The organism is Bdellovibrio sp. BIS2 (assembly GCF_055398295.1).
Genome location: NZ_AP035879.1, coordinates 3,540,855 through 3,565,395, shown reverse-complemented (window position 1 = coordinate 3,565,395; position 24,541 = coordinate 3,540,855). Strand labels below are relative to the sequence as shown.

Annotated in this window: 23 protein-coding genes; 11 read left to right on the top strand and 12 right to left on the bottom strand. The window is 49.9% G+C overall.

The window, feature by feature from the left end; genetic code table 11:
- Positions 1-2 precede the first annotated feature (2 nt).
- The 6 genes from ACZ520_RS16940 to ACZ520_RS16915 all read left to right on the top strand — a co-directional run bounded on the left by ACZ520_RS16940 (position 3) and on the right by ACZ520_RS16915 (position 6,066).
- A complete protein-coding gene (locus ACZ520_RS16940; RefSeq protein ID WP_464126671.1) occupies positions 3-782 on the top strand; it encodes an enoyl-CoA hydratase-related protein in 780 nt (259 codons plus the stop codon).
- Positions 782-2,260, top strand: coding sequence for an acetyl-CoA carboxylase biotin carboxylase subunit (locus tag ACZ520_RS16935; RefSeq protein ID WP_374031388.1), 1,479 nt, complete (start codon positions 782-784; stop codon positions 2,258-2,260). The genes ACZ520_RS16940 and ACZ520_RS16935 overlap by 1 nt, the downstream gene beginning before the upstream one ends.
- Positions 2,260-2,640 carry an acyl-CoA carboxylase biotin carboxyl carrier protein subunit gene (locus ACZ520_RS16930; RefSeq protein ID WP_464126668.1) on the top strand — a complete coding sequence of 127 codons (381 nt, stop codon included), beginning with the start codon at positions 2,260-2,262 and terminating at the stop codon, positions 2,638-2,640. Before ACZ520_RS16935 ends, ACZ520_RS16930 begins: the two co-directional genes overlap by 1 nt.
- Positions 2,641-2,645: 5 nt before the next feature.
- Positions 2,646-3,581, top strand: a complete 936-nt coding sequence (locus ACZ520_RS16925) for a hydroxymethylglutaryl-CoA lyase (protein ID WP_088564005.1) — start codon at positions 2,646-2,648, stop codon at positions 3,579-3,581.
- A 75-nt stretch (positions 3,582-3,656) separates the two neighbouring features.
- Positions 3,657-5,252 (top strand): AAA family ATPase, encoded by a 1,596-nt coding sequence (locus ACZ520_RS16920; protein ID WP_464126665.1) that lies wholly within the window; start codon positions 3,657-3,659, stop codon positions 5,250-5,252.
- Positions 5,239-6,066, top strand: a complete 828-nt coding sequence (locus ACZ520_RS16915) for an HNH endonuclease (protein ID WP_464126663.1) — start codon at positions 5,239-5,241, stop codon at positions 6,064-6,066. The genes ACZ520_RS16920 and ACZ520_RS16915 overlap by 14 nt, the downstream gene beginning before the upstream one ends.
- Here the strand turns inward: ACZ520_RS16915 and ACZ520_RS16910 are convergent.
- Positions 6,063-7,658 (bottom strand): lytic transglycosylase domain-containing protein, encoded by a 1,596-nt coding sequence (locus ACZ520_RS16910; RefSeq protein WP_464126661.1) that lies wholly within the window; start codon positions 7,656-7,658, stop codon positions 6,063-6,065. The two genes, ACZ520_RS16915 and ACZ520_RS16910, sit on opposite strands and share 4 nt — an antisense overlap.
- A 154-nt stretch (positions 7,659-7,812) precedes the next feature.
- Between ACZ520_RS16910 and ACZ520_RS16905 the strand changes: the two genes are divergently transcribed.
- Positions 7,813-8,610 (top strand): substrate-binding periplasmic protein, encoded by a 798-nt coding sequence (locus ACZ520_RS16905; RefSeq protein ID WP_464126659.1) that lies wholly within the window; start codon positions 7,813-7,815, stop codon positions 8,608-8,610.
- 4 nt (positions 8,611-8,614) lie between these two features.
- On the opposite strand, the gene ACZ520_RS16900 is transcribed toward ACZ520_RS16905, so the two are convergent.
- The 3 genes from ACZ520_RS16900 to ACZ520_RS16890 form a co-directional block, all read right to left on the bottom strand.
- Positions 8,615-9,760: a hypothetical protein gene (locus tag ACZ520_RS16900; protein ID WP_374031385.1), complete on the bottom strand. Its 1,146-nt coding sequence runs from the start codon at positions 9,758-9,760 to the stop codon at positions 8,615-8,617.
- Between the two features lie 120 nt (positions 9,761-9,880).
- Positions 9,881-11,713, bottom strand: a complete 1,833-nt coding sequence (locus tag ACZ520_RS16895) for a TonB-dependent receptor plug domain-containing protein (RefSeq protein ID WP_464126657.1) — start codon at positions 11,711-11,713, stop codon at positions 9,881-9,883.
- A 28-nt stretch (positions 11,714-11,741) separates the two neighbouring features.
- Positions 11,742-12,332, bottom strand: a complete 591-nt coding sequence (locus ACZ520_RS16890; RefSeq protein WP_088564010.1) for an energy transducer TonB — start codon at positions 12,330-12,332, stop codon at positions 11,742-11,744.
- A gap of 171 nt (positions 12,333-12,503) precedes the next feature.
- Here ACZ520_RS16890 and ACZ520_RS16885 point away from each other — a divergent pair, with 171 nt between their 5' ends.
- Complete coding sequence (locus ACZ520_RS16885) at positions 12,504-14,033, top strand: ATP-binding cassette domain-containing protein (protein ID WP_464126655.1); 1,530 nt, start codon at positions 12,504-12,506, stop codon at positions 14,031-14,033.
- Positions 14,034-14,149: 116 nt separating this feature from the next.
- Positions 14,150-15,634, top strand: a complete 1,485-nt coding sequence (locus tag ACZ520_RS16880; protein WP_374031382.1) for a hypothetical protein — start codon at positions 14,150-14,152, stop codon at positions 15,632-15,634.
- Here the strand turns inward: ACZ520_RS16880 and ACZ520_RS16875 are convergent.
- The 8 genes from ACZ520_RS16875 to ACZ520_RS16840 form a co-directional block, all read right to left on the bottom strand.
- Positions 15,631-16,416 carry a DUF2799 domain-containing protein gene (locus ACZ520_RS16875; RefSeq protein WP_232468982.1) on the bottom strand — a complete coding sequence of 262 codons (786 nt, stop codon included), beginning with the start codon at positions 16,414-16,416 and terminating at the stop codon, positions 15,631-15,633. The genes ACZ520_RS16880 and ACZ520_RS16875 overlap by 4 nt on opposite strands.
- A gap of 32 nt (positions 16,417-16,448) precedes the next feature.
- On the bottom strand, positions 16,449-18,281 hold the full coding sequence (locus tag ACZ520_RS16870; RefSeq protein ID WP_464126653.1) for an ATP-binding cassette domain-containing protein: 1,833 nt from the start codon (positions 18,279-18,281) through the stop codon (positions 16,449-16,451).
- 77 nt (positions 18,282-18,358) lie between these two features.
- Positions 18,359-18,733 carry an aspartate 1-decarboxylase gene (panD, locus tag ACZ520_RS16865; RefSeq protein WP_464126651.1) on the bottom strand — a complete coding sequence of 125 codons (375 nt, stop codon included), beginning with the start codon at positions 18,731-18,733 and terminating at the stop codon, positions 18,359-18,361.
- 10 nt (positions 18,734-18,743) lie between these two features.
- Positions 18,744-19,514 carry a type III pantothenate kinase gene (locus tag ACZ520_RS16860; protein ID WP_088564013.1) on the bottom strand — a complete coding sequence of 257 codons (771 nt, stop codon included), beginning with the start codon at positions 19,512-19,514 and terminating at the stop codon, positions 18,744-18,746.
- The gene (coaBC, locus tag ACZ520_RS16855) at positions 19,511-20,782 is read right to left on the bottom strand and encodes a bifunctional phosphopantothenoylcysteine decarboxylase/phosphopantothenate--cysteine ligase CoaBC (RefSeq protein ID WP_464126648.1); all 1,272 of its coding nucleotides are present in this window, start codon (positions 20,780-20,782) and stop codon (positions 19,511-19,513) included. Before coaBC ends, ACZ520_RS16860 begins: the two co-directional genes overlap by 4 nt.
- A complete protein-coding gene (panC, locus tag ACZ520_RS16850) occupies positions 20,769-21,524 on the bottom strand; it encodes a pantoate--beta-alanine ligase (protein WP_464126646.1) in 756 nt (251 codons plus the stop codon). Before panC ends, coaBC begins: the two co-directional genes overlap by 14 nt.
- On the bottom strand, positions 21,521-22,312 hold the full coding sequence (gene panB / locus ACZ520_RS16845) for a 3-methyl-2-oxobutanoate hydroxymethyltransferase (RefSeq protein ID WP_374031378.1): 792 nt from the start codon (positions 22,310-22,312) through the stop codon (positions 21,521-21,523). Before panB ends, panC begins: the two co-directional genes overlap by 4 nt.
- A 7-nt stretch (positions 22,313-22,319) precedes the next feature.
- Complete coding sequence (locus ACZ520_RS16840) at positions 22,320-23,039, bottom strand: DUF2520 domain-containing protein (protein WP_374031377.1); 720 nt, start codon at positions 23,037-23,039, stop codon at positions 22,320-22,322.
- Between the two features lie 148 nt (positions 23,040-23,187).
- On the opposite strand from ACZ520_RS16840, the gene ACZ520_RS16835 reads away from it, so the two are divergent.
- On the top strand, positions 23,188-23,922 hold the full coding sequence (locus tag ACZ520_RS16835) for a hypothetical protein (protein ID WP_088564018.1): 735 nt from the start codon (positions 23,188-23,190) through the stop codon (positions 23,920-23,922).
- 54 nt (positions 23,923-23,976) lie between these two features.
- Positions 23,977-24,537, top strand: coding sequence for a hypothetical protein (locus tag ACZ520_RS16830; RefSeq protein WP_088564019.1), 561 nt, complete (start codon positions 23,977-23,979; stop codon positions 24,535-24,537).
- The last annotated feature ends 4 nt before the right edge of the window (positions 24,538-24,541 follow it).

Sequence of the window (24,541 nt, the reverse complement as noted above, 5' to 3'; positions counted from 1 at the left end):
TTATGTCTTTTGTTGTAGTTACAGAAATGAATCAGGTGGCCTATGTGAAACTTCACAGGCCCGAAGTGCGTAACTCTTTCAACCCGGAGATGATCGCCGAGCTGACCAAGATTTTCACCGATCTGGAAGCGCGCAAGGATCTGCGTGCTGTGGTTCTGCAAGGGGAAGGCAAGGTCTTCTGTGCGGGTGCGGACCTGAACTGGATGAAAGAGATGGTGAACTTCACCTTCGAACAAAACCGTGAAGACTCTTTGAAGCTTTTCGGTATGTTTGAAGCCATCGCCCAATGCAGTCTGCCAGTGATCGGCATGATTCACGGCGCGGCCTTTGGCGGCGCTTTGGGGCTGGTGGCGGTTTGTGACGAAGTCATTGCTGAAGAAAACACCCAGTTCTGTTTCAGTGAAGTGAAGCTGGGAATCGCGCCGGCGGTGATCAGTGCCTTTGTGAACAAGAAAGCTGTTGCGGGGAAAGTTCGTCCGTTGATGCTTTCAGGCGCGGTGTTTAATTCGCATATCGCCCAGCAAGCCGGTCTGGTAACTGAAGTGGTTCCAGTGGGTGAAGGCCACACGGCTTTGCAAAAGGTTCTGCACGGCTATATGCAGTGTGGTCCGGATGCGGTTCGTGAAACCAAAAAACTATTGAATGATCTTGATACCTTGAACTGGGCCGATCAGCGCAGCCGTACAACCACGGTGATCGCAGAACGTCGCGCCAGCAATGAAGGGCAGGAAGGCCTGAAATCCTTCCTTGAAAAGCGTGAGCCCGCATGGAGACTGAATTAATGAAAAAGTTCACACGTATTGCCATCGCCAATCGCGGTGAAGTGGCTGTTCGTATTATCAAAGCCTGCGAGGAACTGGGGATTGAAACCGTTCTTCTGCACTCAGAAGCCGACATCAACACCCGCGCTTATCGTATGGCGACTAAAACCATCTGCGTGGGTCCTGCGGCGACGGCGGAAAGTTATCTGAACATTCCAGCCAACATCAACGGCGCTTTGGCCGGTGGTGCGCAAGCGGTACATCCGGGTTTTGGTTTCCTGTCTGAAAACGCTGATTTCGCGGAGGCTGTGAACAAAGCCGGTTTGACCTTCATTGGTCCTTCTCCGGAAGCGATCCGTGCTTTGGGTGACAAGGTTCACTGTAAAGAGCTGGCAAAGCAGGCGGGTTTGCCGCTGGTGCCGGGTTATCAGGGTGAAAACCAGGATGTGGCTCACTTGATCACGCAGGCTGAGAAAATCGGCTATCCGGTGATCGTGAAGGCCGCTGCCGGTGGTGGTGGCCGCGGGATGAAGCTTTTAAAGTCTTCCGCCGAAGCACACGAGCTGATTGAATCCGCCCAGCGTGAAGCGCAGTCGGCTTTTGGTTCCCCGAAAGTTTTCCTGGAAAAATATCTGGATCGCGCCAAACACATTGAGTTCCAGGTCTTCGGTGACAGCACCGGAAATGTGCAGCACTTCTTTGACCGTGAATGCTCTGTTCAGCGCCGTCACCAGAAAATCATCGAAGAGGCGACTTCGCCTTCTTTGACCGATGATCTGCGCCGCCGTATGGGTGAAGCGGCTTGTGCGATTGCGACTTTGGGCAAATACAAAGGCGCGGGCACGGTGGAATTCCTTCTGCAAGATGGGGAGTTCTATCTTTTGGAAGTGAACACTCGTTTGCAAGTCGAACACCCGGTAACAGAAGAAGTTCTGGGCGTGGATCTGGTAAAAATGCAGATCCTGACTGCACAAGGCGACTTTGTTCACGACAACAAGCAGATCCGTGCGCCGAAGGGTCATTCCATCGAATGCCGTATCTATGCTGAAAATCCATTCCTGGGTGGCGTACCTTCCACAGGTCTTTTGGGGCATGTGGAATGGCCCGAAGGCCCAGGCCGTCGTTATGAATACGGCTTTGATTCAGGTGATACCATCACGCCGTACTATGACCCGATGATCGCAAAAGTGATCGTGTGGGATGAAAACCGTCCGCGTGCGATTCAGAAAATGATCCGCGTGCTGAAGGATTCCGTGGTGTTTGGGGTTCACACGAACATTCCGTACCTGATCGAAATTCTTTCTCACAAAGAATTTGTCATGGGCACGATGACGACAAGATTTATTGAAACCTACTTCAGTGAATCACTGAAAGAACCAGCTTTGACGGAAATTGAAAAAACCGTGGCAGCCGGAGCTTTGTTGCAACTTCGCGGAGGCGCTGGTGAAACGGCCAAAGCTTCCGCATCCCCTTGGGCTTCTTACTGGAGAGGTATCTAATGGAAGTGAAAGTAAGAATCGACGGTGTTGATCACAAAGCTCAGGCCCAACTGATTGCCGGGACATTGTGGGTTCACTATAACGGCCGTGTTTTCACTCAGGACGCCACGACAGGACGAAAGTCCCGTAAAAAGGGCGGTTCGGGTGGTTCTTCCGATCAGATCATGGCCCCTATGCCGGGCAAAGTGACCAAATTGCTTTTGGCGCCAGGGGCGGCTGTGGCTGCAGGCCAGGCGGTTTTGGTGATGGAAGCCATGAAAATGGAGTACACTTTAAAGGCAGAGATCGACGGAACTATCGACAGTGTGAACTGTGCCGTCGGCGAACAAGTGGCCTTGGGTAAAGCCCTTGTGAAAATCAAACCAGCATCCGATAAATAGGGCCTATGAAAAAGTCAGTTGTCATTGTGGAAATGGGATTAAGAGACGGTCTTCAGAACGAAAAAACGGTTCTGGATGCTGACACTCGTGTGGAACTTGCAAGACGACTGATTTTGGCCGGAACCAAGCGTGTTGAAATCGGGGCATTTGTTTCCCCGACCTGGGTTCCGCAAATGGCGGGCACTGCGGAAGTGTTGCAAAAGACTTTCGCGCAGGTGAAGTCCGGAGTAATCCCCAAGAAGACTGAATTTTCGGTTCTGGTTCCCAATGAACGCGGGATGATGGATGCCATCGCCAGCGGCGTAAAGGAAGTTGCGATCTTTGCGGCGTGCTCTGAATCCTTCTCTTTGAAAAACATCAACTGTTCCATCGATGAAAGCTTCAAACGCTTCGAGCCGGTGATGGCTTTGGCAAAGAAGCACAAGATCAAAGTGCGTGGTTATCTTTCCACGTGCTTTGGTTGTCCCTTTGAAGGCAAGGTGTCTGAGGCCAAAGTGGTGAAGCTTGCTCAGCGCATGCACAAGCTGGGTGTGTACGAGCTTTCCATCGGCGACACCATCGGCGTGGCGGATGTGGGGCAGGTGGAATCTTTGTTCAGAAAGTTGAAGAAAGTCGTTCCGGTGAAAAAACTTGCCGGCCATTTCCATGATACGCGCGGGCAGGCTTTGGCGAACATTCTTGCGGCGTACAAACTGGGGATCAATGTCTTTGACACCAGCCTGGGTGGTTTGGGCGGATGCCCTTATGCTCCGGGGGCCACGGGCAACGTTGCGACCGAGGACGTGGTTTACATGTTCCATGGTATGGGTGTGAAAACGGGTCTGAATCTGGACAAGCTGATTGAAATCAATCCGTGGATGGCGGAAAAAATCCAGCATCCACTTCCATCAAAGGTCGGCAAAGTCGGCCGTTTGAAACCTTTGGGTAAAGTTCAAAAGTAGACAAAGGTCCTGTTGTTTCCCAGTAATTGAGGCAATACATTTTTTTGTTTATATTCATACCACCGTGAGGATCGGATGAATAAGATTCAAATATATGTAGCGCAAAGTCTCCCTACAGCCGCCAAAAGCAGTGGAATAGAAGTTTATATTACGCCGATCGATGGACATTGGAATGATCATGGTTTCAAAACTCGATTTACTTTGAGTATTCTTGTTAACAGAAAGTCCGTTTTTAAGTCGTTGTGTCACTTGAATGTAAGAGATGGTTCCGAGCTTTTGCAAGAGATGATCATGGATGCTGATCCTCCAGTGCATTTGACTAAGGGCTTACGTACTTCTCCCGAGCTTTTCATGCTAATGCCAAACATTAAAGACTACCAAAGGCTAATCGAGGTATTCGACCTAGAGTTAGCGAAAGAAATTCTGTCGAGATTGGGCGATGTTGTATTATTAAGCCACGAAAATTGTACCGATGAGAACTTTGAGACTTTTTTAAAGAGCAGGAAATTTATATTGTCATACACGAGAACCGCGGAAGCGTTCTTTTCTTATAAGAATTCTGGGGTGATTCTCAATGGTCTAAAGCAAATTGAAAAAACTAAGATGTCAATGAGCTATAGGTTTTCCTTTAAGCTCCCGGCCTTCCGAAATAAACACACACTCAATATGGACTTTTCTCTGGAGTCTCGCTTGCCTAGAAGAGTTTTTGCAATCATTGGTGAAAATGGAGTCGGGAAGAGTCGATCATTGGTGAAAATGCGGGAATACCTGATTAAGGGAAGCGGTATCTTGGATGACGATGGAAACAGGGTTGCAGTAAATAGGCTTTTGTGTTTGGCGCCAAGTGCTGACTCCATTAGATCATTTCCAAGAGGAAACTTAGCTTCGAGCCGAGCGCGGATATATGCGAGGACTCTTAATTACGGATCGGTTTCTAGGAAGGGAGTCGAGGGAGTTTGTCAGAAATGTATTCAAGTTTTTAGGCGCGAAGATGAAATTCGTGGGCGAACACGTTGGGAAATATTCATTGAGGTGATGCGAAGTGTTTTGCCAATTGATGAAGTTGTGTTTCCATTTGAAGATTCGGATGAAAAGGAATCTTTTGTCGAACTTTCCAAGTTAGACCAGCTGAGTGAACAGAAGTTTCTTGAGACCGCAAGTAGAGTATCGAAAAGTGGAGATCCTTTTCGTCTGGTGGATGGAGAACTCACGCCATTGAGCAGTGGGCAGATTTCATTCTTTAGATTGGTTGCTACTCTTTTGTTGGAGATTGAAAATGGCACTCTTGTTCTTTTGGACGAGCCTGAGACGCATTTGCATCCGAACTATATAAGTAAATTGATGGAGCTGCTGGATTCTTTGCTAATGTCAGCAGGATCGATAGCAGTAATTGCAACTCACTCTGTTTATCTTATTCGAGAGTTGCCAAGGTCCCAGGTTGCAATACTTGAAAAAGATTCTGAAGGATCAATTTTTATCAAGAAACCAACGCAAAAGACGTTGGGTGGGGATGTTGGATTGATTTCGCACTTCGTATTTAAAGATGAGTTCTTTGGCAGATTGGTGCGATCAAAGAAGAATTTGTTGAGAACTCCCGAGTTTTTAGATGAATTGTCCGATGAAGCGCGTGTTTACTTTAGGACATTAGGATCGGTCAATGAAAAAACTTGAAGCTCCGAATTTTGACGATCTAGATATTCTGAGAGACATGAGCGGAGAAGGGAATCCATTGTATAGGAGATGGAATCTCATTGAGAGTATTCGTGGTGCCTACGGAAACTATGATGTGCAAAGAGGCAATGGACATCAGATTGGTGCTGCTGTTTCAATAACGGATTCCGCCAAGTTTGCTATCTTGAGTTGTGTTAAAAATTGGAGTGGTCCTCTTGGAGTTTTTGAGGACATTCGATTTAACTTGTCTCCAGATGTTTGTCCAATGTGCGGAAGTTTTTCAACAACATCGATAGATCATGTTATTCCTAAGGAGCTATACCCGGAATTTAGCTTCTATTCAAAGAACTTGGTGCCTGCGTGTTCCTGTAACTCGAAAAAGCTTCTCAATTTTATCGGAAGTCCGAATGAGAGAGTATTGCATCCGTACTTCGATGAGGTTTTAAGGAAGCGTTTGATTGTCTCTTCGTTTGGTAGACCGCTCGATTCAATGACGATAAGTGTTGTCGTTGCGCCGGATCTCGATGAGCTCCAAAGTGAGGTAATTTTTCACATAGATAAGTTGATTAAGAACGAAAGAATTGCCGGATATTTCTCCTGTGAGTTTAAAAAAATTTGGACTTTACCGGATCACTATTTTAATAATGTCCAAACTTTGACATTCGACATCATGAAAGTTGAACTGGAGAGAAAGCTTCATCGGCTTGATGAAGAGTATGGTACCAAGAATAATTGGAAATCGGCTCTTTATTCTGGAATCTTGCTTGATGAAGAGGTCTTGAGATATATCTTCAATAAGCTTCAGAATATTTAGTTTTTCGAAGCAGAAACTTGTGATGCCATTTGCGGTGTCACAAGCAGTTCCGGATACAGTTTAGAGTACCAGTACTGGTTGCGCAGGATGCCTGCGACGTATTCACGTGTTTCATCAAACGGAATCAGATCCACGAACAGCAACGGATTTTCCACCGGATAGCGTTTCATCCATTTGCGTACGTTGCCGCTGCCGGCGTTGTAGGACGCCAGGGCTTTCATGTGATCATTCTTGAATTCTTTTACCAACGCAGCAAAATAGCGCGCACCCAACTGGATGTTGCTTGAGGGATCCAGCAGTTCTTTGTCGGTGACAACGCGTTTTTTCAGATCTTTCGCCGTGCGAGGCATGATTTGCATCAAGCCCGTCGCGCCCACCGGGCTTTTGGTGTTCGGATTGAAGGAACTTTCCTGACGGATCAAAGACAGAAGCAGGAACGGATCCTGATCGCGGTGATGTTTGATCACCAGATCTTCAAACGCCAGTGGATAATAGATATTCAGATTCTTCAGTGTCTTGAACTGAGGATGATTCTGGAACAGGCGGCTGAGCACCATGAAACGCTGATGGTTCATGTCATCAAACTTCGCCAGCAGTGTTGCCACATAAAGCTGGAAACCGGGTTCTGCTTCGGCCAGCTCTGCATAGTCGATAAATTCAAGCGTGCGTTTTGCCAGGGCATCTTTTTGCTGAGCCATGAAGTGCTCAACCAATTGGATGGCGCCATTCAGATCTTCAAATGAGCTGCGGGTCTGCATGCGCTGCTCTCGCAGGTCGGAAACCGTCTGATAAGGGCCGTCTTCCATTGTCGCGTAGTCTGTCAGGATGTGATAGCTCAGGGGGAAGCTGGTGAAGTGATCTTCCATGGTGTTGGCAGAGACAGATTTCCCCTGCTCGCGAGCGGCATGATTCATCCAGAACTGCGCACGGGATGTCAGTGCGATGTCCTTGGAAAGCTTGGAAAGTTTCTTCAGGAAGTCTGTGGCTTGTTCAGGATTTTCCTGCCAGATTTCAAACAAACCACCGCGGTAAAGACCCAGGTCGCTGAATTCTTTATCTGTACTGCACTCCAAAGTTCGGGCATACAGCGCGCGCACGGTGGAAAGCACTTTTGCATCGGGAAGTTTTTCTTCCAGCTTAAAGGCCATGGCAGTTGCCAGGTGCGGGGAAATGCAGGTTTTGTCGTTTAGAATATGCTCAGTCAGGTTGTGGCGATCTTTGTTTGAAAGAGTCGAAACAGCGCGCACACTTTCTGATTCAGAAGTGTTGGAAAGCTCTGTCCATTTTTGCTGACGAATTAATTTTGTCAGTTGGGCTGCTTTCAATCGGGTGTCTTTATCTTTCCCGGCAGCGGATTTGTCTTTATAGAAGCTTTTGCACAGAACGGCATTGCGTTCGATATGGCAGCCCTTATAGCGGGCGGCAAAGAAGTTGTGCTTTTCATTCAGTTGAATAAAGAGCTCAGCGGCTTCTTTATGTTCCTGGGAAACAGGGGTGGGGCTGGCATGTACATTTTGTAACAGCTGCCCAAAACCGGCATCGAAATAGCAACCGGCCGCCGCTAATGTCAGGGCGAAGGTGCTTGAAATCATTAATAAAGTCTTAAACCGGTTTTTCTGCATAGTTGTTAAAGTGGTTTAACTGCACTAACCGTACCCTTTGGAGGCTAAGCAGATTGGCGGTGGATTCCACTTAAAATGCTTTTGAAACGTGTCAGATTGAGACGAACTGACTAAGATGGTGTCTATGCATTTTTTAAAAGCGCTTTTGGTCATTGCGATAGGATTGTCAGGCGGAGTGGTCTTTGCCAAAGAGACCTGCTCTAAGCAGTATATCGTGGGTACCAACAACTATATGCCGATGTACTTTCGTAATCCCGGCGGCCAAGCCGGGGGCGTTGATGAGGATCTGATCTCTGCCATCATGGCAAGAAGCGATTGTGGATACAATTCCCGAGGCATGTCCCGGCCGATGGCGGTTGAGTCCTTGAAGCGAAATCAACTGGATTTGATTCTGCTGGTGGCAGAAAATAACATCTATTCCGATGGCGGCGCAGATTTCATTCCACTGTTTCGTTCAGTGCGGGAACTGGTTGTGCGCAAATCGAAATATAAAAAGGGTCAGACGGTTGCTGATGTTTTCGGAAATAAAAAAGTCATTTTTGGAAACCTGATCGGATCCCGTGCGGTGATGACAGAGCCTGAGTATCAGATGCTGCTTAAAGACAGCCGGATCATTCAGGTGCCGGATGCTGTCGGTGTTTATTCCCTGATTCAAAAAGGCCGTACGGATGCAGTTATTGCGACTCCGCTTTTGAATAATTATTTGGTTAAAGATTTAAAAATAGAGAATGACATCATCCTGGTTTCGGATCGCAATTTTACAACGTCATTGGGTATTTATGTTTCCAGGCAGCGAGTGGGACAGCAAGACCGCGCAAGGCTTGAAGAGGTCGTGCGTAAGATGAAGAAGGACGGGACCATAGAAAGAATCATCTCAAAGTATCTTACGCAGGATCAGATGTCGTCAGTGACCTTCGAATAGACGGTTACTGACAGGATTTTGCTTTGGAAGGCGTGAAGTTATAGATCATGGTGCCGCCTTCTTTCAGGAAGCCTTGTTTCAGTTGATCCAGATATGGGGGCGGAGTTCCCAGCTTGCTGCGACCGTGGCGGACGGTGTCCAGTGATCCCGCAACCCCCAGACAACCCTGAGTTGGAGTATACGGATCCCAGCCGTGCAACAGAACGCCGCGACCATGGATATCCTGATTTTCCGGCTCGAGGCCCACCAGTTCAATACCGTCACGAATATTGCCGCCGCGCGGAGGGCTGTAGGCTTTGGTCATGATAGCGCCATTCGGAGTTTTCAAGGAACCCCGGCCGTTACCGAAGCCGCCTTCACCGCGGGACACCCAGAGGGGATTTTTATCCACAACATTGGCTAGGGAGCCATCGGCGTTCAGAATCCACATTTTTCCCATCACACCGCCATCAGAGAAGTCATTGAAAATGAACTTGTCCTGATTGACCTTGCCTTTGTTTTTCTTCAACGCTTCCATAGCCTGCTTCAGGCCGCAGTTCAAAGTCTTGTTGTTCTGAATGACTTCAGGAAATTTCTTTTCATCGCAATTGGCAGTGGCGCTGCGGGAGTTCAGCATGCGATTGGTGCTGTCGATCTTTTCCGTCATCGCCGAAGCCATGGCATCAGCCTCGGCCACTTCAGTTCCGGTGCTTGGCGTGACCAGGGATTTCGGTTTGGATCCCAAGCCGAACAAGTTCAGGAACCAGTCGATCAAATTAAAGCTTCCGGTTTTGTAGGCTGGCACATCGCTGGTCAAAGTACAGTTGGTAGTGCCATCACCGGCGGAGCAGGTGGCGGCATCAGTGCCCAGATCGGACTTTTGCACCACCAGGCTTGAGGATTTTGCCAATGCCTGCAGATCGGCGTTGTCGGAAGTGTCTTCCGTGCCGCTGATATCAGTGACCTGATAAAGAGAGTTTTTATCAACGTCTTTTAAAAAGCCGCTGTTGCCTTCGTACTGGGGAGTGATAAAGCGGGTGCCCTCTTTGACGGCCTGAAGTTTCACCGAAGAGTTTTTTGGCAAGGCCCCGATAGGCATGACCGCCTCGGTGGATGCATAACTGACTGCTTGTAACAGAAATATTGAAGCGCCAACAATGAACGGTCTCATAGTCTTAATTTAAATGAAAAAGACTCTGAAATTAAGGCCAGTTTCTGTCAAATGGCGGGGAAGGTCCTGTTCCGGGAAAAACTGAGGGGCACTGGACCCCTCAGATACAAAGAGCGGTGCTTAGAACAGGTATTCCGCTCCCAGTGAGCCAGAGAAGCCCTCTGAATAGAAGCTGTAGGTTTCTTCATAGCGATGGTCCGCCAGGTTGTTCAGGCGGGTGAAGACATTGATATTGTCATTCCATTGATATGAATAAGCAGCGTTGGCGGTCACATAACCCGGAATTGAAGTGGAGGCATAAGCCGTCATCGAGATCGGTGCGCCGTTATCCATGCGTTCGCCAGCACCCACCAGCTCCAAAGCAGCGGTGTGTTTGTCGTGGTTTTGGATGTATTTCAGGCTGCCGTTCACAAGCGGACGACGCAGCAGCCACGTGCCGGTGTCGACATTGCGTGGCTCCTGATAGCCGTAGGTCGCGATGAATGTGCCGCCAGTCCAGGGACGGATGGTATAGCTGATATCAACACCACGGGTTTCGGTTTTGGAAACGTTTTCGTACTGAATGCTTGGGAATGAACCGGAAATCTGGATCAGATCCGTGAAATCAGAACGGAAGAACGTGACAGAGGCGCTTTGGCTTTCAGAGATTTCAAATTCCTGCATCAGGCTGTACTGAACGGCGCGCTCGGCTTTCAGGTCTGGATTGCCATAAGAAGAATACAACTGGAACAGCGAGGGAATCTTGTATCCGGAAGCCACTTCAAGCTTGGTGTGCTCAAACACGGTCAGGCCAATTTGATAGGTGCTGACAGCATCCTGATCCGCCCAGTTTTCCACGCGCCCACCCACGGCCAAAGAAAAGCCCGGATGGAATTCATAGTCAGCCTTGGCAAAGACACCGCGCTGTTCAGAGAACGTATTCACGGATTCCACACCCTTGTCACGGTATGTGAAGTCTTCATAAAGATAGCTAAGCCCCGCAGCCACGCTGATCTTTTCAGACTTGTACGGAGTCAGATCCAGACGGGCGGTGCGCAGATTTGCGCCATATTTCTGGTCAGTGCCTGTTGGGTTTTGTACTGGAACCACCGGCCACTCATAAGTGCGCAAGCTGTTTTGCATGCTCAAAGCCAGGCGCGGTTCGAACGGAAGTTCGTTGAACTTCATGTAAGTGGAACCACCAATCTGACGGGTGAACATTTCCAGATCGTCGGTGTCCATCACCTGATTGGTGGTGCGATCCGTGGTCGGGGACGTGTTGAAGTCCTGCAGGAACAGGGCTTTCAGGTTTCCATCAACAGCGCCCTTCCATACATAGGCACCTTCGGCGTTCCAGTTGTTGCGGGAATAGGTTTCGGTGGAATCAAGCACCGGGGATTCTGCGTCTCTCCACGCGCCATGACCACGCAATACCAAGGCGTTGTTGTCATTCAAAGCTTCTGTGTGACCGACAGTCACGTCGCGGAAGTTCTGGGTGCCCAGTTGACCTTGCAGGGAGCTTTGGCTTTTGATTTCCTGAGGAATAGTGTCGATCTTGATTACGCCGGACAATGCCTGACCGCCGTAAAGCACGGTCTGGCCACCTTTGATGATTTCAATGCGGCGAACGGATTTGATATCCAGGGAATTCAAATTGAATGTTCTTTGCACCGTAGAGGCGTCGTAGAACGGAACGCCGTCGACAATGATCATCACGTGCCCAGAGTCACCGCCACGAATGAAGATGGAGTTGGGCTGAAAGGGTGTGCTGACGACGGTGATGTTGGCCTGGCTGGAAAGCAGACTGGTGATGTTCGGAGCGCGGGAATCCTTGATGGTCTTTTCATCGATCACGACCTTGTTGGAGGTGTTAAAAACAACATCCTCAACAACGGTTTCAAAACTGGGAACAGCTTCTTGAGCGTGAGCGGCCAAACCCAGGAACAGGCAGGCAAGCAGAACTGAATATTTCACTGATAAATCCTTTAAACCGGTGCAAGACTTAATTTACTTCTAATTTAAATCTATAGGTGTAACGGATCTTAACAGCAACAGATTCTTCGCCTTTGAAAGCTGGTTGAAATTCGAATTTTTTCAGTGCTTCCACGGCGGATTCATTCAAGCCATGACCCGGTCCGCTTAGAACCTGCACGTGGCGGACTTTGCCTTCGCGGTCGATCAGGATTTCCAGAATGACGGGCCCATCCACAGCGGCTTTCTTGGCTTCTTCCGGATATTGGGCTTTGAATTCACGTTTAACTTTTGGAAGACGGGTGATTTCGCTGAAGCCCACCGGGGTGGTGGAATCTCCGCCACCACCGGCGGCACCCGCGTCTGCGTTGGCAGTTGTTTCAGGGGCTTCGCTCTTTACAGATTCCGACGGAACAGTCGGTGCTGGTTTGCTGACAGCAGCCGGAGGTGCCGGCGGCAGGCCTGAAACACCTGCAGGGCTTGTAACCGTCAGATCCACCACGGTCCCCAGATCTGGAGACACCGGCGAAGCACCCCACTGCAGGGCCGTGACCGCCAGCAAATGCAAAATAACTGATAATAGGATCCAAAGTTTAAGTTTCAAGCCCTTAGACCTTCTCATAATCCAATTTTAAGTCAATGCCCGGCAGGGCTATTGTGGGAAGAGCTCAGATGGTGTAGAGTGGTTCTTGTCGGGCTCTAAATCCGGCGTCTATGAGAAATTAATCCGTCATCTTATTCTTTTTTTAAGAACTCACATCGGCCCCCTTCGGGCTTGGACGGATTATTTACTATGCAAAACAATTTATTTCAGGTGACCGGAAGGTCCCTGTTCTATGAGCTTCCCAATGGGGTGAAGCTTTTGAATGATATTTCATTTACGTGGAACTTTCGCCGGTGTGCCTTGGTCGGCCCCAATGGCGTGGGAAAAACCACGCTGGCAAAGATTCTTGCAGGAATTTTGGAACCCAAAAGCGGTGAATTGCGCTGTTCACAAAACGTGGTGTATCTGGCGCAGGTCAGTGAACCGGCAGATATCACCGTGGGTGAGTATCTGATCGGCTTGTGGGAAAGTCCGGTGGCGGACCCGGCAGTGTGGGGCTTGCTGCTTCAGGATATTCCGCTGGAGCAAAATCTAAAGTGTTTGAGCGGTGGCCAGTGGACCCGTGTGCGCATTGCTGAAGCCCTGGGGCGCGGCGGTGGGCTGCTGATCCTGGATGAGCCGACAAACAATCTGGATCGTGAGGCGCGCGAACTCGTGTATCGCTTTGTGCGTGAATATCCGGGATGTCTGCTGCTGATCAGTCACGATCGTGAACTGATGGAGGAAGTCGACGGTATCTGGGAGCTTTCCAGTCAGGGACTTTCAAGTTATGGCGGCAGCTATTCTTTTTACGAAGAGCAAAAACAGGCCGAACGGGAACTGCTTGAGGAAAAGATCGACCGCGCAAGACGTGAAAAAAAGAAGCTGGAACGCGAACACCACGACAAACTGCAGACCCAGGAAAAGCGCATGCGTGCAGGTGACGCCAAAGCCGCCAAGGGCGGGATTCCCCGGATCATTGTCGGCGGACTGAAGCGCCGGGCGCAGGAAACCCACGCACGCATCAATGTGAATGAGGAAAAGCGTGTGGAAAAGTCGCAGGAAAACCTGCGCGAACTGGTGCAGGCGCAAAAGGTGGAAAGCCGTCTGGGACTGGATTTGAGCGCCGCAGCCCTGCCGGAAGGAAAGCTTGTTTTTGAGCTCGATCACTTCAACTTAAGTTATTTTTCAGAGGGTTCCTTTCTTTGGCAGGAGCCATTGACTTGTGCCATGCGCGGACCCCGAAGATGGGCTTTGTATGGAAGAAATGGCGCGGGCAAAACCTCGTTGCTGGATTGCCTGTTGGGCCGTTCACAAGCGGTGCGCACCGCAGGTGTCTGCCGTCTGGGAGAGGTGCCCGTTCAGGTCTTGGATCAAAAGTATTCGTTGCTGGATGCCGATCATTCTGTGCTGGAAAACGTGATGGAACAATCCAGGTTTGATCCGATAGAGACCCGCAACCGTCTGGCACAGTTTCAGTTCTTTGGTGACATGGTTCATCGCAAGACCCGGGACTTAAGCGGAGGTGAAAAGCTGAAGGCGTCTTTGGCGAAGCTATTGCTGTCCCAGCCCGTGCCGCAGCTCTTGATTCTGGACGAGCCCACCAACAATCTGGATCTGGCCAGTTTGAAGGTTCTGGAAATGGCCTTGGCAGAATACGCCGGAGCGCTGCTGGTGGTTTCCCACGATGAGGTGTTTCTGCAAAATATCGGGGTCGAAGCGGTATTGGAAATCGGATAGGGTCCCAAAAAACAGGGGCCCACCCTTTGCAATGTTCCAGCTTCGCTATGTTTGCTCGTTGGTTCACCGTTCTATCTTTTGTGTGTTTTGGCCTACTTAGCCTTTTTGTCGTTCAGATGACAAGAAGGCCGCTCTGTATTGAATCCAAGGTTGTCGAAAGAATCGACAGACTGGGACCTCAGTCGACGGACACCATCTATCGCTGTGCTGTGAACCGTGAAACGGCTTACAGCACCTATTTTGGGGAGCAAAGCCGGGACCTGACGTATCGGATTCAAAAGACCGAGCGTCTGCTGGAAAGCTTTGAACCCTTCCGCAAGAAAGTGCAGCTCACGATCTTCCCGGATCGACCGTACTTGTACCGCGTTCAGGGACAGCATATTTTTATCGGCCAGAAGATGCTGGAGGCTCCGGGGCATCTGGAAAAGGCGCTAGCAAAAGTCTGGTATCACGAACGCAATGACTCCTTGTTTGTGCAGCAGGATCTGATGGAAGAAGTCTTTACTGATTTCCTGGTGTATCTGGATCTGGGGGATCTTGATATCGGAGACCCGGATACGCGTCTGAAGACAGCGCTTCGTAAAGTGAAATGGCCGTTTGTTCTGAAATCTGTGGCAGCTTACTGTGATTCGCCATGGAAGCAGTCTGAACACTTCGCCCTTTGTCAGAATAAAGCCGAAGCCGCGCATGAGCTGAATCAGCAAGTGGTGGAAATGAGTCTGCGCCCGCTGCTGGTCACAAGCTGGGTGAATGCCTATCGTCAGTTGACGATGAAAGAGCGTTTTGAATTCACGCAGAATCTGCCGCAGCTTTTGCGCGCTGACCATTCCGAGCCTTTGCCGATCGTGGGCAGTGCTGAGGCCATGATGTCGGACACCGCTTTGATGAAGGCGGCCGAAGCCATTAAGAATGTGAATCTGTTTGTTTCAAAGACCAACGCCATCAAGGATTCTGAAACTCATCGTCTGTTCCTGGCGAATTTCACCAATGAACTGCGTATGAATGGGTTCCATGATGCCTTTGCCGAAGCGTCTTTTGATGTTTTGTATGTGGCACAGGAAGAGCTGAACGAAAAATCCAAAGTGCTGCAGCAGTTTATGAAAATTGCGAAGGCCCAGCCAAAACTTCAGATGGCTGTGCGTGATGGAACAAACCTTTGGATGCTGCCGTCCCGTTACCCGGTGCCGGTAAAGTCTTTTGGTCAGATCAAGTCAGTCCGTACCGTGGTGGAAAAATGCGGTGGCTACAATTTTAGCTATGTGATGGACTATGCCGAAGAAACCGAAAAGTTGCTGGTAGTGGACCATTGTGACGCCAAAAAAGAGATCCAGTATTCCCGCTATCTTTCGGAAGGGGCTGAAGGTTTTGGGGCTCAGAACAAAGGAACCGCGTTTGTGCAGTTCCATCTGCCTTCGTTGCTGATGAAGAAGGCCGAGCTGGAGCAGGTTTCAAATGTCTTTGAATTTATTCAGAAGCGCGATGTGGAAAGTGCGCCTTTTAAAAGCCTGGGCTGGCGCGAGGTTCACTGGAGTGAGCAGGCCAATGCTTATCAGCCAAAGGCCTTTGTCGATGCTATTGAATGGTTCCGCGTTCCAAACTAGGGGTTGTCCAGGCTTGGCAGCTCTTCCTTGAAGGCCGAGATATCTTTCTGCAGTTTGTCTCGGTTGTTTTCCAGAGTATTCAAATCACTTTGCAATGAAAACACCTCTGATTTTTTGCTGTTGATATTTGAATCAAGCACAGAAATCTGGGAATTGAAGTGAGTCACCAACTGGCTTTGCTGATTTATCATTGCCGCGGACTTGCTGGATTCCAGACCGCTTTTCTCCGCTTCCAACGCGCTCAATCTGCTGCGTGCAAAACTTAAATTATTGCGCTTGTGCAGAATATCCATATCCAGGCTGCGTACCTCGGAAGATTTGCTGTCGATCAGGGATTGAACGTATTTTTTGCGACCTTTACGGTATTCAGGCAGGAAAGCCGGTTCAAGTTCCTTCGGGCAAACGTTCTGATACTTTTTGCCGGACGTGCCGGCAACGAAGCCGTTGGATTTTGCACAGTAATCCACCGTGCCTTTGCGGTGTTCAGCAACCAAAACATTAATCTGCGGTCCTTCGCAGATATCGCGAGAGAAGAAATCACCACTTTTTCCGATGATGTACGCATTGGTGGTGGTGCAGTACTTTTCAACGCCGCTTTTAAAGCCTTTATCCAGTTGGGATTCCTGAATATCAGCCTCGACTTTGCGGCATTCGTTCACTACCGGGTCGGCATTCAGCCATTGGCCGCGCATGGCAACTTTTTGGCCGTGTTCAAACCAGTTGATGGATTCGCAGTCTTTCTTTTTGAAGTAGCTTGCACAACCCGCCAATTGAAATGCCATTACCATCAACACCAATACACGCAACATCGTCATTACCCCACAAGCTGCTTCAGCTCGTTTTCAAAATTCTGCTGGTCTTCCATGGCTTGCAGCATGGAGGATTCCAGATCTTCAATGGCCCCGCTCAGTTCATGCAGCTCTTTGGCCAGGCCTGCGGCTTTGTCCCCGGCCGCGGTCATCAGACTTTCATTTAAAGCGTCTCTCTTTTTAGTGAGATCGGCAATCTTCTTGTCACAGTCTTCAATCAGTTTCTGGGCCTTCTTGATCTGGGTCTCAAGCTTCTTTCGTTCTTCTTTATAGTTGAATTTCGGAGCCTCGGCGGCTTTTTCGGAACTGACTTTTTGCGTTGTCGCGCCTTCGTTCAGATCACGTTCTGCCAGGAAACCTTTTTGCAGACTCCAAACATACTCGTCATAGGTGCCGGGATACAAAGTCAACTTCCCGTGGTTCACCTCGAGGATTTTGTTGGCCACGCGGCCGATAAAACCCCGATCGTGGCTGACCGTGATGATGGTTCCTTCGTATTTTTCCAAGGCCGTGGTCAATGCCTCGACTGTGTCAAAATCAAGGTGATTCGTAGGCTCATCCAAGAGCAGCAGCGGTGATTTCTGCAGCAGGATCTGCCCCAAAGCCACACGGGACTTTTCGCCGCCGGAAAGGACTTTCACTTTCTTGTGAACGTTGTCCCCGGAAAATAACAAACTGCCGGCGATGTTCAGAACATCCTGCTGGGTTACTTCTTTGTGGGCAGCAGAGGCCATGGCTTCTAAAACTGAATGTTCAGGATTCAAAGATTCCGGCGTGTGCTGGGCAAAATAGGACAGGCTGACCTGATGACCCCATTTGATGGATCCACGCACCAGGGGAATCTGTTCACCCAGGGACTTTAACAGAGTGGATTTGCCGGCCCCGTTCAGCCCCACGATGCCCAGATGATTGCCGCGCTCTAAGCGCAGGGTTACGTCTTTCAAAATCACCTTGTCGCCATAACCACATTCGACATTTTCCACTTCCAGAATCATTTTTCCGGTCGGGGAGGCCGGCGGAATGTGAATATGGGAATGGGTGGGTGCTGCCTTCACCTCGATGACCTCCATTTTTTCCAAAGCCTTCAGGCGGCTTTGTGCCTGACGGGCTTTGGTGGCTTTGGCTCCGAAACGGGTCACAAAGTCCATGATGGATTTCTTTTTGGCTTGTTGGCTTAGAACCTGCTTTTGCAGAATTTCAGCCAGCATTTGTTTTTGCTCGAAGTAATCGTCAAGACTTCCGGGGAACTTCACGATGTCGCCGGATTCGACTTCCAGAATATGATCCGTCACCCGGCGCAGGAATTCGCGGTCGTGCGAAATCAGCAGGAACGCGCCCTTATATTCCTGCAGGAAGCTTTCCAGCACCAGCAGGGTTTCCAGATCCAGGAAGTTCGTCGGCTCATCCAGCAACAGCAGGTTCGGCTCTTGCCCGATCAGGTACAAAAGCTTCACGCGCATGCGGTAGCCACCGCTAAGCTGTTTCAGATGAGATTGGAAGTGACCTTCCGTCAAACCCAGTTTCAAACCGAACTGTTTCAGTTCCCATAGGGGCTTGATGCAGTTCTTTTCCAGATATTCTTCGACCTTTTGATCGACGTCCCAGTCAGATTCCTGTTCCAGATAGCCCAGACGCAGTTGTTGGGATTTGGTCACGATCCCTTCATCAAGATGTTCCTGATCGACCAGAATTTTAAACAGAGTGGATTTGCCGGCACCGTTGGGGCCGATAACGCCGACGTGTTCACCTTCGTTGATCGCGAAAGTGGCATCGTCAAAGAGAACTTTGGCGCCAAAGGCCTTGTGGCCGGATTGCAGTTGCAGAAGAGTGATAGCCATACGGCCTAAACTGAAGGAATTTCGTCGCGGGGTCAAGAGCGGGAAGGCCATTTGGCGGGCTTCCCGCATTTTTAAGGCTACTTATTGTTCTTGCGGTCTTCTTGGCGCTTTTCAGTGACTTTGTTTTTTGCGTTTACAAAAACCACTGTCGGCTCATGTTTCTTGGCTTCATCCATGCTCAGTCCGCAGTAAGAACAGATGATCACCAGATCGCCTTTTTGTACGTGACGGGCGGCAGCCCCATTCAGGCAGATTTCGCCCTTTTTACCCTTGATCACGTAAGTGGAAAAGCGCGCGCCGTTGTTGCAGTTGTAAATATCCACGCGTTCGTTCATCAACAAACCAGAGGCTTTGATCAGATCCGGACAGATGCTGACAGAGCCTTCATAGTTCAGATCGGCTCCAGTAACGGTCGCGCGGTGAATTTTGGTTCTAAGCAATGAAATATTCATAAATAAATCCTTAAGCGTTGTGTTGCAGGGCGATCAGCATGCCTTTAAGAACAAGGTCCGGCACGATTTCGTCGAATACTTTTTCTTTTTCAAACAAATACGAAAAACCACCGGTCCCGATCACCATCGGGCGTTCCCCCTGGAAACATTCTTTGGTGATTCGTTCCGTCAGTTCCTTGATGGTGCCCAGATGACCATAATAAAGACCCGACTGGATGCTTTCGATGGTCGCACGGCCCAGGGCCTCGTGCATGGCCACGATTTCCACGGACGGAAGCTTGGCCGTTTTGCTTTCCAAGGCCTCCATGCAAAGGCGCAATCCCGCCACGATGGATCCCCCCAGATAGTCCTTGTCCTTTGAAACCGCACAGAACGTGGTGGCCGTACCCAAGTCCACCAGAATCAGATTCTTACCCGGATACAGGTGAGTCGCCGCAATGGAATTGGCGATACGATCGGCGCCGACTTCCAGTGGGTTTCTGTACTTGATCTTCAGACCGGTTTTAACCCCGGCCTGCAGGATGAACGGATTGATATTGAAGTACTTCATGCAGGCGCCGCGCAGGGAATAGATCACCTCCGGAACGACACTGCAGATCGCGATTTGTTTCACCTTCGCCGGATCAAATCCATTTTCGCGAATGGCCGTGCGCAGGAAAATGCCGGTTTCATCGGAAGAAGCCCCGCTTTTGGAGTTCTTACGGAAAGACAGAACCATCTTGTCCTTATCAAAAAGCCCGGCATAAATCTGGGTGTTACCCACATCAAGACACAAAATCATAAAGAATCCTTTGGCAGCACCACACGAATCAGTTCACTGGTCAGTTGATCCAGATTTTCACAGGCAACAAAGCCTTCGTGATTGAACAGCGTGAACCTGTGGGTGTGGTTGACGATATCAATTTCGCTTAAATCATTGTGAACGACGAAGTCCGCGTGGGAGTTGGCAAAAAGCTTTTCCACGGCGTGGGCTCGCTGTTCAGGAGTGGCGTGACTGGTCAGTTTAAACGCAATCACTTTCAGGTCCTTGTTTTTTGAATAATCCTTCAGTCGGTCCACAATCTTGTGGTTGCGCTTCAGAACGATATTCATTTTATCAGCGTCAGAGCTGACTTTCTTCACCTCAAACGGACGGAAACTTTGCCCATCGACTTCGATGTGGTCGACAGAATAGTCACTGACGGCCGCCGCATGGATCACGTGGGTGAAATCCTCGGTGGAAAGGTAGTGCTTCATCTTTTCATCCAAAGTCGCAAAGCTGACGAACAGGTCACGGCGGGTGACGTGTTCAGACTTGGGTGAAGAATGGGCTTGCAGCAAGGTCACATCAAAGCCCATCTGGGTCATGTATTCAGCCAGCGCAATGCCGGTGCGGCCGGAGCTGAGGTTGCTGATCACACGAACCGTGTCGATGGGCTCTTGCGTGCCCCCGGCAGTGATCAGGATTTTCACTTTGGAAAGAGCAGAGGACTTCGGAGCGACCGAGGCCCCTGCGGTGTCTTGCGCAGGCTTATGAAGCGCTTCCAAAGTCATTTTCAGAATCAGATCCGGTTCCAGCAGTTTGCCCCAGCCTTCTTCACCACAGGCTAGAATGCCTGAGGCCGTGTCCAGGATCTGCACACCCATCTCTTTCAGTGCGGTCAGGGATTTTTGTGTCACCGGGTGCAGATACATGCTGGTGTTCATGGCCGGAGCGACCAGGAAGGGCTTTTTAAAGTCATGAGCCAGGAATAGAGTCTGCAGCAGATCATCACCCACACCTTGAGCGGCTTTGTTGATGAAGTTCGCCGTGGCTGGTGCCACCAAAATCACATCCGCCCAACGCATCAGGTGGATATGATCCATGACGTTCCCTGCGGCATACATGTCACTGATGACGGGTTTACCCGTCAGGCCTTCCAGGGTGGCGTTGCCGACGAACTTCAACGCTGACGGAGAGGCCACAACCTGAACCTCGCAGTTATTCTGCACCAGACGGGAAACGACATGGCAGGCTTTGTAACAGGCAATCGAGCCCGTCATCATGAAGAGAACTTTAGATTTGGACATTGTCGATCAACCTCACTTCACCGAGTTTGGCGGCGACGAAGCGGCGGTTTCCCACATCCGTCACATAATCCACGATAAATCCTTGCGCTGACAAGGAAGCGGCGGCTTCTTCGGCCGATTTGCTTTTCGTAATGGCTTTAAAGATGGCCGGTGCTTTCTTGCGCTCTTCCGGGGTTAGGCGCAGATTGCGCGAACTTTTAGCCAGACCGTCTTCTTCACGTACGGTCGGGACCGGAACGATTTCCAGGTCCATGAAGAAGCTTTCCACCATGCCTTGAATCAGGGTCAACTGCTGGAAGTCCTTTTCGCCGAAGTACGCCTTGGTCGGGCGAACCACATTGAAAAGTTTCATCACCACCGACAACACACCATCAAAGTGACCCGGGCGGTGGGCGCCATCTAGCAAATTGGAATATTCATTTTCAGAAACTTTATAGCGGTAATTGTCCGGGTACATGTCAGAATAGCGCGGGAAAAAGATCGCATCGACGTTGTTTCTTTCGGCCATCGCCAGATCCTGATCCCAGGTCTGCGGATATTTTTCCAAATCTTTTGGGTCATTGAACTGGGTCGGGTTCACGAAGATGGAAAGCACCACAAGGTCGTTGTTCTTGCGGGCTTGTTTGATCAGTTCCTCGTGTCCGGTGTGCAAAGCCCCCATGGTGGGAACAAATCCGACCGTGCCGGATTGCTTGCGGCGCCAGGCTTGAAATTCGGAAGGAGAGCGCAGGACCTGTGTCATGAATAACTCTCTTTCTCGGTAGGGAAGGTTTCAGCACTGACTTCCTGATGGTACTGGTTCAAGGCGCCTTTGATGGTGTTAAAGCCATCCAGGTATGTTTTGACGAACTTCGGTTTAAAGCCTTGGTTCATGCCCAGCATGTCCTGCAGGACCAGCACCTGGCCGTCGCAATCCACACCCGCACCGATGCCGATGGTTGGAATCTCCAGAGCGGCGGTGATTTCTTTGGCCAGTTTGGATGGAACACATTCAAGGACGACGGAAAAGGCGCCAGCGTCCTGCAATTGCAGAGCGCCTTCCAGAATTTTCTTCTGCGCTTTTTCATCGCGGCCCTGAACTTTGAATCCGCCCAGTTGATTGACGGATTGCGGGGTCAGTCCCAAGTGTCCCATCACTGGAACGCCGGAATCCACCAGATGGCGGACCAGTTTCAAATTTCCGGCAGCGCCCTCCAGCTTCACGGCGTGTGCGCCCGCTTTCATCACTTTTTCCACCGCTGTCATATTGGCCGTCAGGCCTTTGCGATAACTCATGAACGGCAGATCGGCGATCACAAACTTGTCACCAGCCCCGCGCACAACCGCGGCAGTGTGATGAGCCATGACACTGGCTGAAACATCCAGGGTGGTGGAATGCCCCAACATCACCATCGCCAAAGAGTCTCCGACCAGAATGCAGTCGATATCACTGTCGGCCACAATGCGCGCGAAGGAATAGTCGTAGCAGGTGATCATCGAGATCTTTTGTTTTTTGCTTTTCTTGTCATGGAAATCGAGGATGGTTTTCATAGGGCCCTCACTTTCGCGGATACTCAGGCCAAAGGGTTTCAAGAAAGGCTTTGTACACAGCCTGATAAGGATCATCGTTTAAGGCCTGCAGATTCTTTTCGACTGTGGCGGCATCTTTGCGCGCCAACGGGCCGGTGAAGGCATCTCCAGGGTTCGCCAAAGTGTTCTGTATCACTCTTTCAATATAAGGCTTGGCGGCACTTTGCGGTATTTTCATCTCGGCAAAGCCTTCCAGCATCTTGGCAAGCAACAAAGTGGTGAAATTTCCACCGAGCACACACAAGGCGTGATAGCGGGCTTTTTCAAAGGCGAAGATGTTCGAATAAGAATTGGGAAGTCCCGGCAGGGCCTCAATCAGGGAATCACATCCGGTCAGTGCAAAGTGAATCTGCTGGTAGGTGGACAGATCGTAAAGATCCGGACCAAAGGTCATCAGCGGGTGTGCTGCGATCATTCCTTTGAAGTACAGTGCGCCCGAGAAATGCACGAGCGTTTTGTCTTCATGCTGGGCCAAGTGCTCTTGATAAAAGGACTCCAGCGCACTGTCGCTAATAGCCAGCAGAATATGCGAGCTCGCAGAAACTTTGCCCGCCAAAGCAGAGATGTCCTCGCTGCGGTCCCAGGTCTGGTATTTTAGATTGAGTAAATGGAAATAGTGGGCGACATGTCGGGCGACACGGCCAGAGCCAATAATAAGAAATGTAGGAACAGTCTTTGTCGCATTCATATGTGGGTACCTGTCCTTTGCGGGATCAAGTCCTCTGTAATGTTCGCAACCTAACATAATTCTAACAGATTTCAACGATTCTTGCCAATATGCGTAAATGCGGTCGTGGGCGCTGGACTTAGCTCTTAAACTAAGTAAAGTTCCGCTCATGAAATACTTGTACTGGATCAGCGCCGTCGCCGTGATTGCATTGGGTGTGTTTTTCTCCATGAATTTTCAGATTCAGGAACGCTCTATTCCCAAAATCAAATTTTCTCAGGTTGAAGTTCCCGAAAAGATGGGAAAAGGCATTTACGAAAGACTGCGCATGGAAATCAAAAATGCGCCGATCGTTTTCCTGGGTGTGACCCCGGGACAGATTGAGGATTTGGAACTGTGGAGAGGCTTTATGGAAGCCAATCAAGAGCAGGGATCCAAGTACGACGTGATTGTCGTGGACCCGCAACTGCCTTACGTGGAGCTTTTCAATTCCACTATGCGCCTGGATGTCCAAAATGAAATGCCCCGTTTTGTCGAGGGCGTGAACAACGCTCGTGCGCAAGGGTTGCGAGTGGCCGTGATAGTGCCTTACATTTATTCTTCGCAACTTGTGAAAAAAGGCCCTGCCAATCGTCTGAAGGAAGAGTACAAGATGGACGTGACGAGTTTCTCGGTGATGAAATTCCCGGTGACTCGCGAGCAGGAAGAAACCTTCCAGCCTGTGTGTGATCTGGATGGCACAAGAGACCTTGCTGGCACCGGACATCTGGGCTGCATGGTTATCGAAGTGGCACGCAAAACGTACCGCAAGAAATTTGAAGAAAACAAATACTCAGGCATGATGGAACAAACCGGCGCCAAAGACTACATCGTGCTACTAAACCGCAACGCCAGCCCCCGCTAAAAAGGTTCCCGGTTCTTTTTTGGGTCTACAGAGCGTTATAAGAGGAGAAGATAGATGAAAACGATGATGCTTGTTTTGTCTCTGTTGGCAGGTTTCACTGCTGAAGCCCGCAGCGTTCTTGAGCAGCCTTGGCAGTCTGCTGATGGCCGTGCGATTGTTCGTTTCGTTGAATTCAACGGCAGGCTGACTCTGAACACTCGCAGTTACTATCCAAATGGCGCCCCTTCTGATTATTTCTTTGAATTCTGGATGCCGGAGGGCCGCGATGTACGCCCTGGTGAAACAATCCAGGGTCGTCTGCGCAGTTTGGATGGTTATTATGGCTGTGTGTTTGATGAACATGCGCAAGCTCAACTGACTGTGGATGGAACTTTGAAAGTTCATTATCCTTTGTTGACGTTCCACCGTGAAACACGCTCGGTGCGTGATGGTAACGGCGGCCGCCACTATCGTCGTGTCATCGACTGGAATGGCTGGGGCTGGGTTGAGACTGTTTATTCCTATCCAGTGGAACGCTGGAGAGTGATTTCTTCTGAATGCGTGATCAACCAGCGCAACTGGGTGACCAATGAATTGTTCCCGGTCGGTGAACGCCCGGTTCCTCGTCCCAACTAAAAGG

What these genes read in the sequence shown, in the direction of transcription:
- ACZ520_RS16930 (WP_464126668.1), top strand. Translation starts at nt 2,260, where the DNA reads ATGGAAGTGAAAGTAAGAATCGACGGTGTTGATCACAAAGCTCAGGCC.
- ACZ520_RS16875 (WP_232468982.1), bottom strand. Translation starts at nt 16,416, where the DNA reads ATGGCATTTCAATTGGCGGGTTGTGCAAGCTACTTCAAAAAGAAAGAC.
- ACZ520_RS16890 (WP_088564010.1), bottom strand. Translation starts at nt 12,332, where the DNA reads ATGAGAAGGTCTAAGGGCTTGAAACTTAAACTTTGGATCCTATTATCA.
- ACZ520_RS16880 (WP_374031382.1), top strand. Translation starts at nt 14,150, where the DNA reads ATGACAAGAAGGCCGCTCTGTATTGAATCCAAGGTTGTCGAAAGAATC.
- panB (WP_374031378.1), bottom strand. Translation starts at nt 22,312, where the DNA reads ATGAAAACCATCCTCGATTTCCATGACAAGAAAAGCAAAAAACAAAAG.
- ACZ520_RS16915 (WP_464126663.1), top strand. Translation starts at nt 5,239, where the DNA reads ATGAAAAAACTTGAAGCTCCGAATTTTGACGATCTAGATATTCTGAGA.
- ACZ520_RS16935 (WP_374031388.1), top strand. Translation starts at nt 782, where the DNA reads ATGAAAAAGTTCACACGTATTGCCATCGCCAATCGCGGTGAAGTGGCT.
- ACZ520_RS16860 (WP_088564013.1), bottom strand. Translation starts at nt 19,514, where the DNA reads ATGATTTTGTGTCTTGATGTGGGTAACACCCAGATTTATGCCGGGCTT.
- ACZ520_RS16835 (WP_088564018.1), top strand. Translation starts at nt 23,188, where the DNA reads ATGAAATACTTGTACTGGATCAGCGCCGTCGCCGTGATTGCATTGGGT.
- coaBC (WP_464126648.1), bottom strand. Translation starts at nt 20,782, where the DNA reads ATGTCCAAATCTAAAGTTCTCTTCATGATGACGGGCTCGATTGCCTGT.
- ACZ520_RS16920 (WP_464126665.1), top strand. Translation starts at nt 3,657, where the DNA reads ATGAATAAGATTCAAATATATGTAGCGCAAAGTCTCCCTACAGCCGCC.
- panC (WP_464126646.1), bottom strand. Translation starts at nt 21,524, where the DNA reads ATGACACAGGTCCTGCGCTCTCCTTCCGAATTTCAAGCCTGGCGCCGC.
- ACZ520_RS16910 (WP_464126661.1), bottom strand. Translation starts at nt 7,658, where the DNA reads ATGATTTCAAGCACCTTCGCCCTGACATTAGCGGCGGCCGGTTGCTAT.
- ACZ520_RS16830 (WP_088564019.1), top strand. Translation starts at nt 23,977, where the DNA reads ATGAAAACGATGATGCTTGTTTTGTCTCTGTTGGCAGGTTTCACTGCT.
- ACZ520_RS16840 (WP_374031377.1), bottom strand. Translation starts at nt 23,039, where the DNA reads ATGAATGCGACAAAGACTGTTCCTACATTTCTTATTATTGGCTCTGGC.
- ACZ520_RS16885 (WP_464126655.1), top strand. Translation starts at nt 12,504, where the DNA reads ATGCAAAACAATTTATTTCAGGTGACCGGAAGGTCCCTGTTCTATGAG.
- ACZ520_RS16900 (WP_374031385.1), bottom strand. Translation starts at nt 9,760, where the DNA reads ATGAGACCGTTCATTGTTGGCGCTTCAATATTTCTGTTACAAGCAGTC.
- ACZ520_RS16925 (WP_088564005.1), top strand. Translation starts at nt 2,646, where the DNA reads ATGAAAAAGTCAGTTGTCATTGTGGAAATGGGATTAAGAGACGGTCTT.
- panD (WP_464126651.1), bottom strand. Translation starts at nt 18,733, where the DNA reads ATGAATATTTCATTGCTTAGAACCAAAATTCACCGCGCGACCGTTACT.
- ACZ520_RS16905 (WP_464126659.1), top strand. Translation starts at nt 7,813, where the DNA reads ATGCATTTTTTAAAAGCGCTTTTGGTCATTGCGATAGGATTGTCAGGC.
- ACZ520_RS16940 (WP_464126671.1), top strand. Translation starts at nt 3, where the DNA reads ATGTCTTTTGTTGTAGTTACAGAAATGAATCAGGTGGCCTATGTGAAA.
- ACZ520_RS16870 (WP_464126653.1), bottom strand. Translation starts at nt 18,281, where the DNA reads ATGGCTATCACTCTTCTGCAACTGCAATCCGGCCACAAGGCCTTTGGC.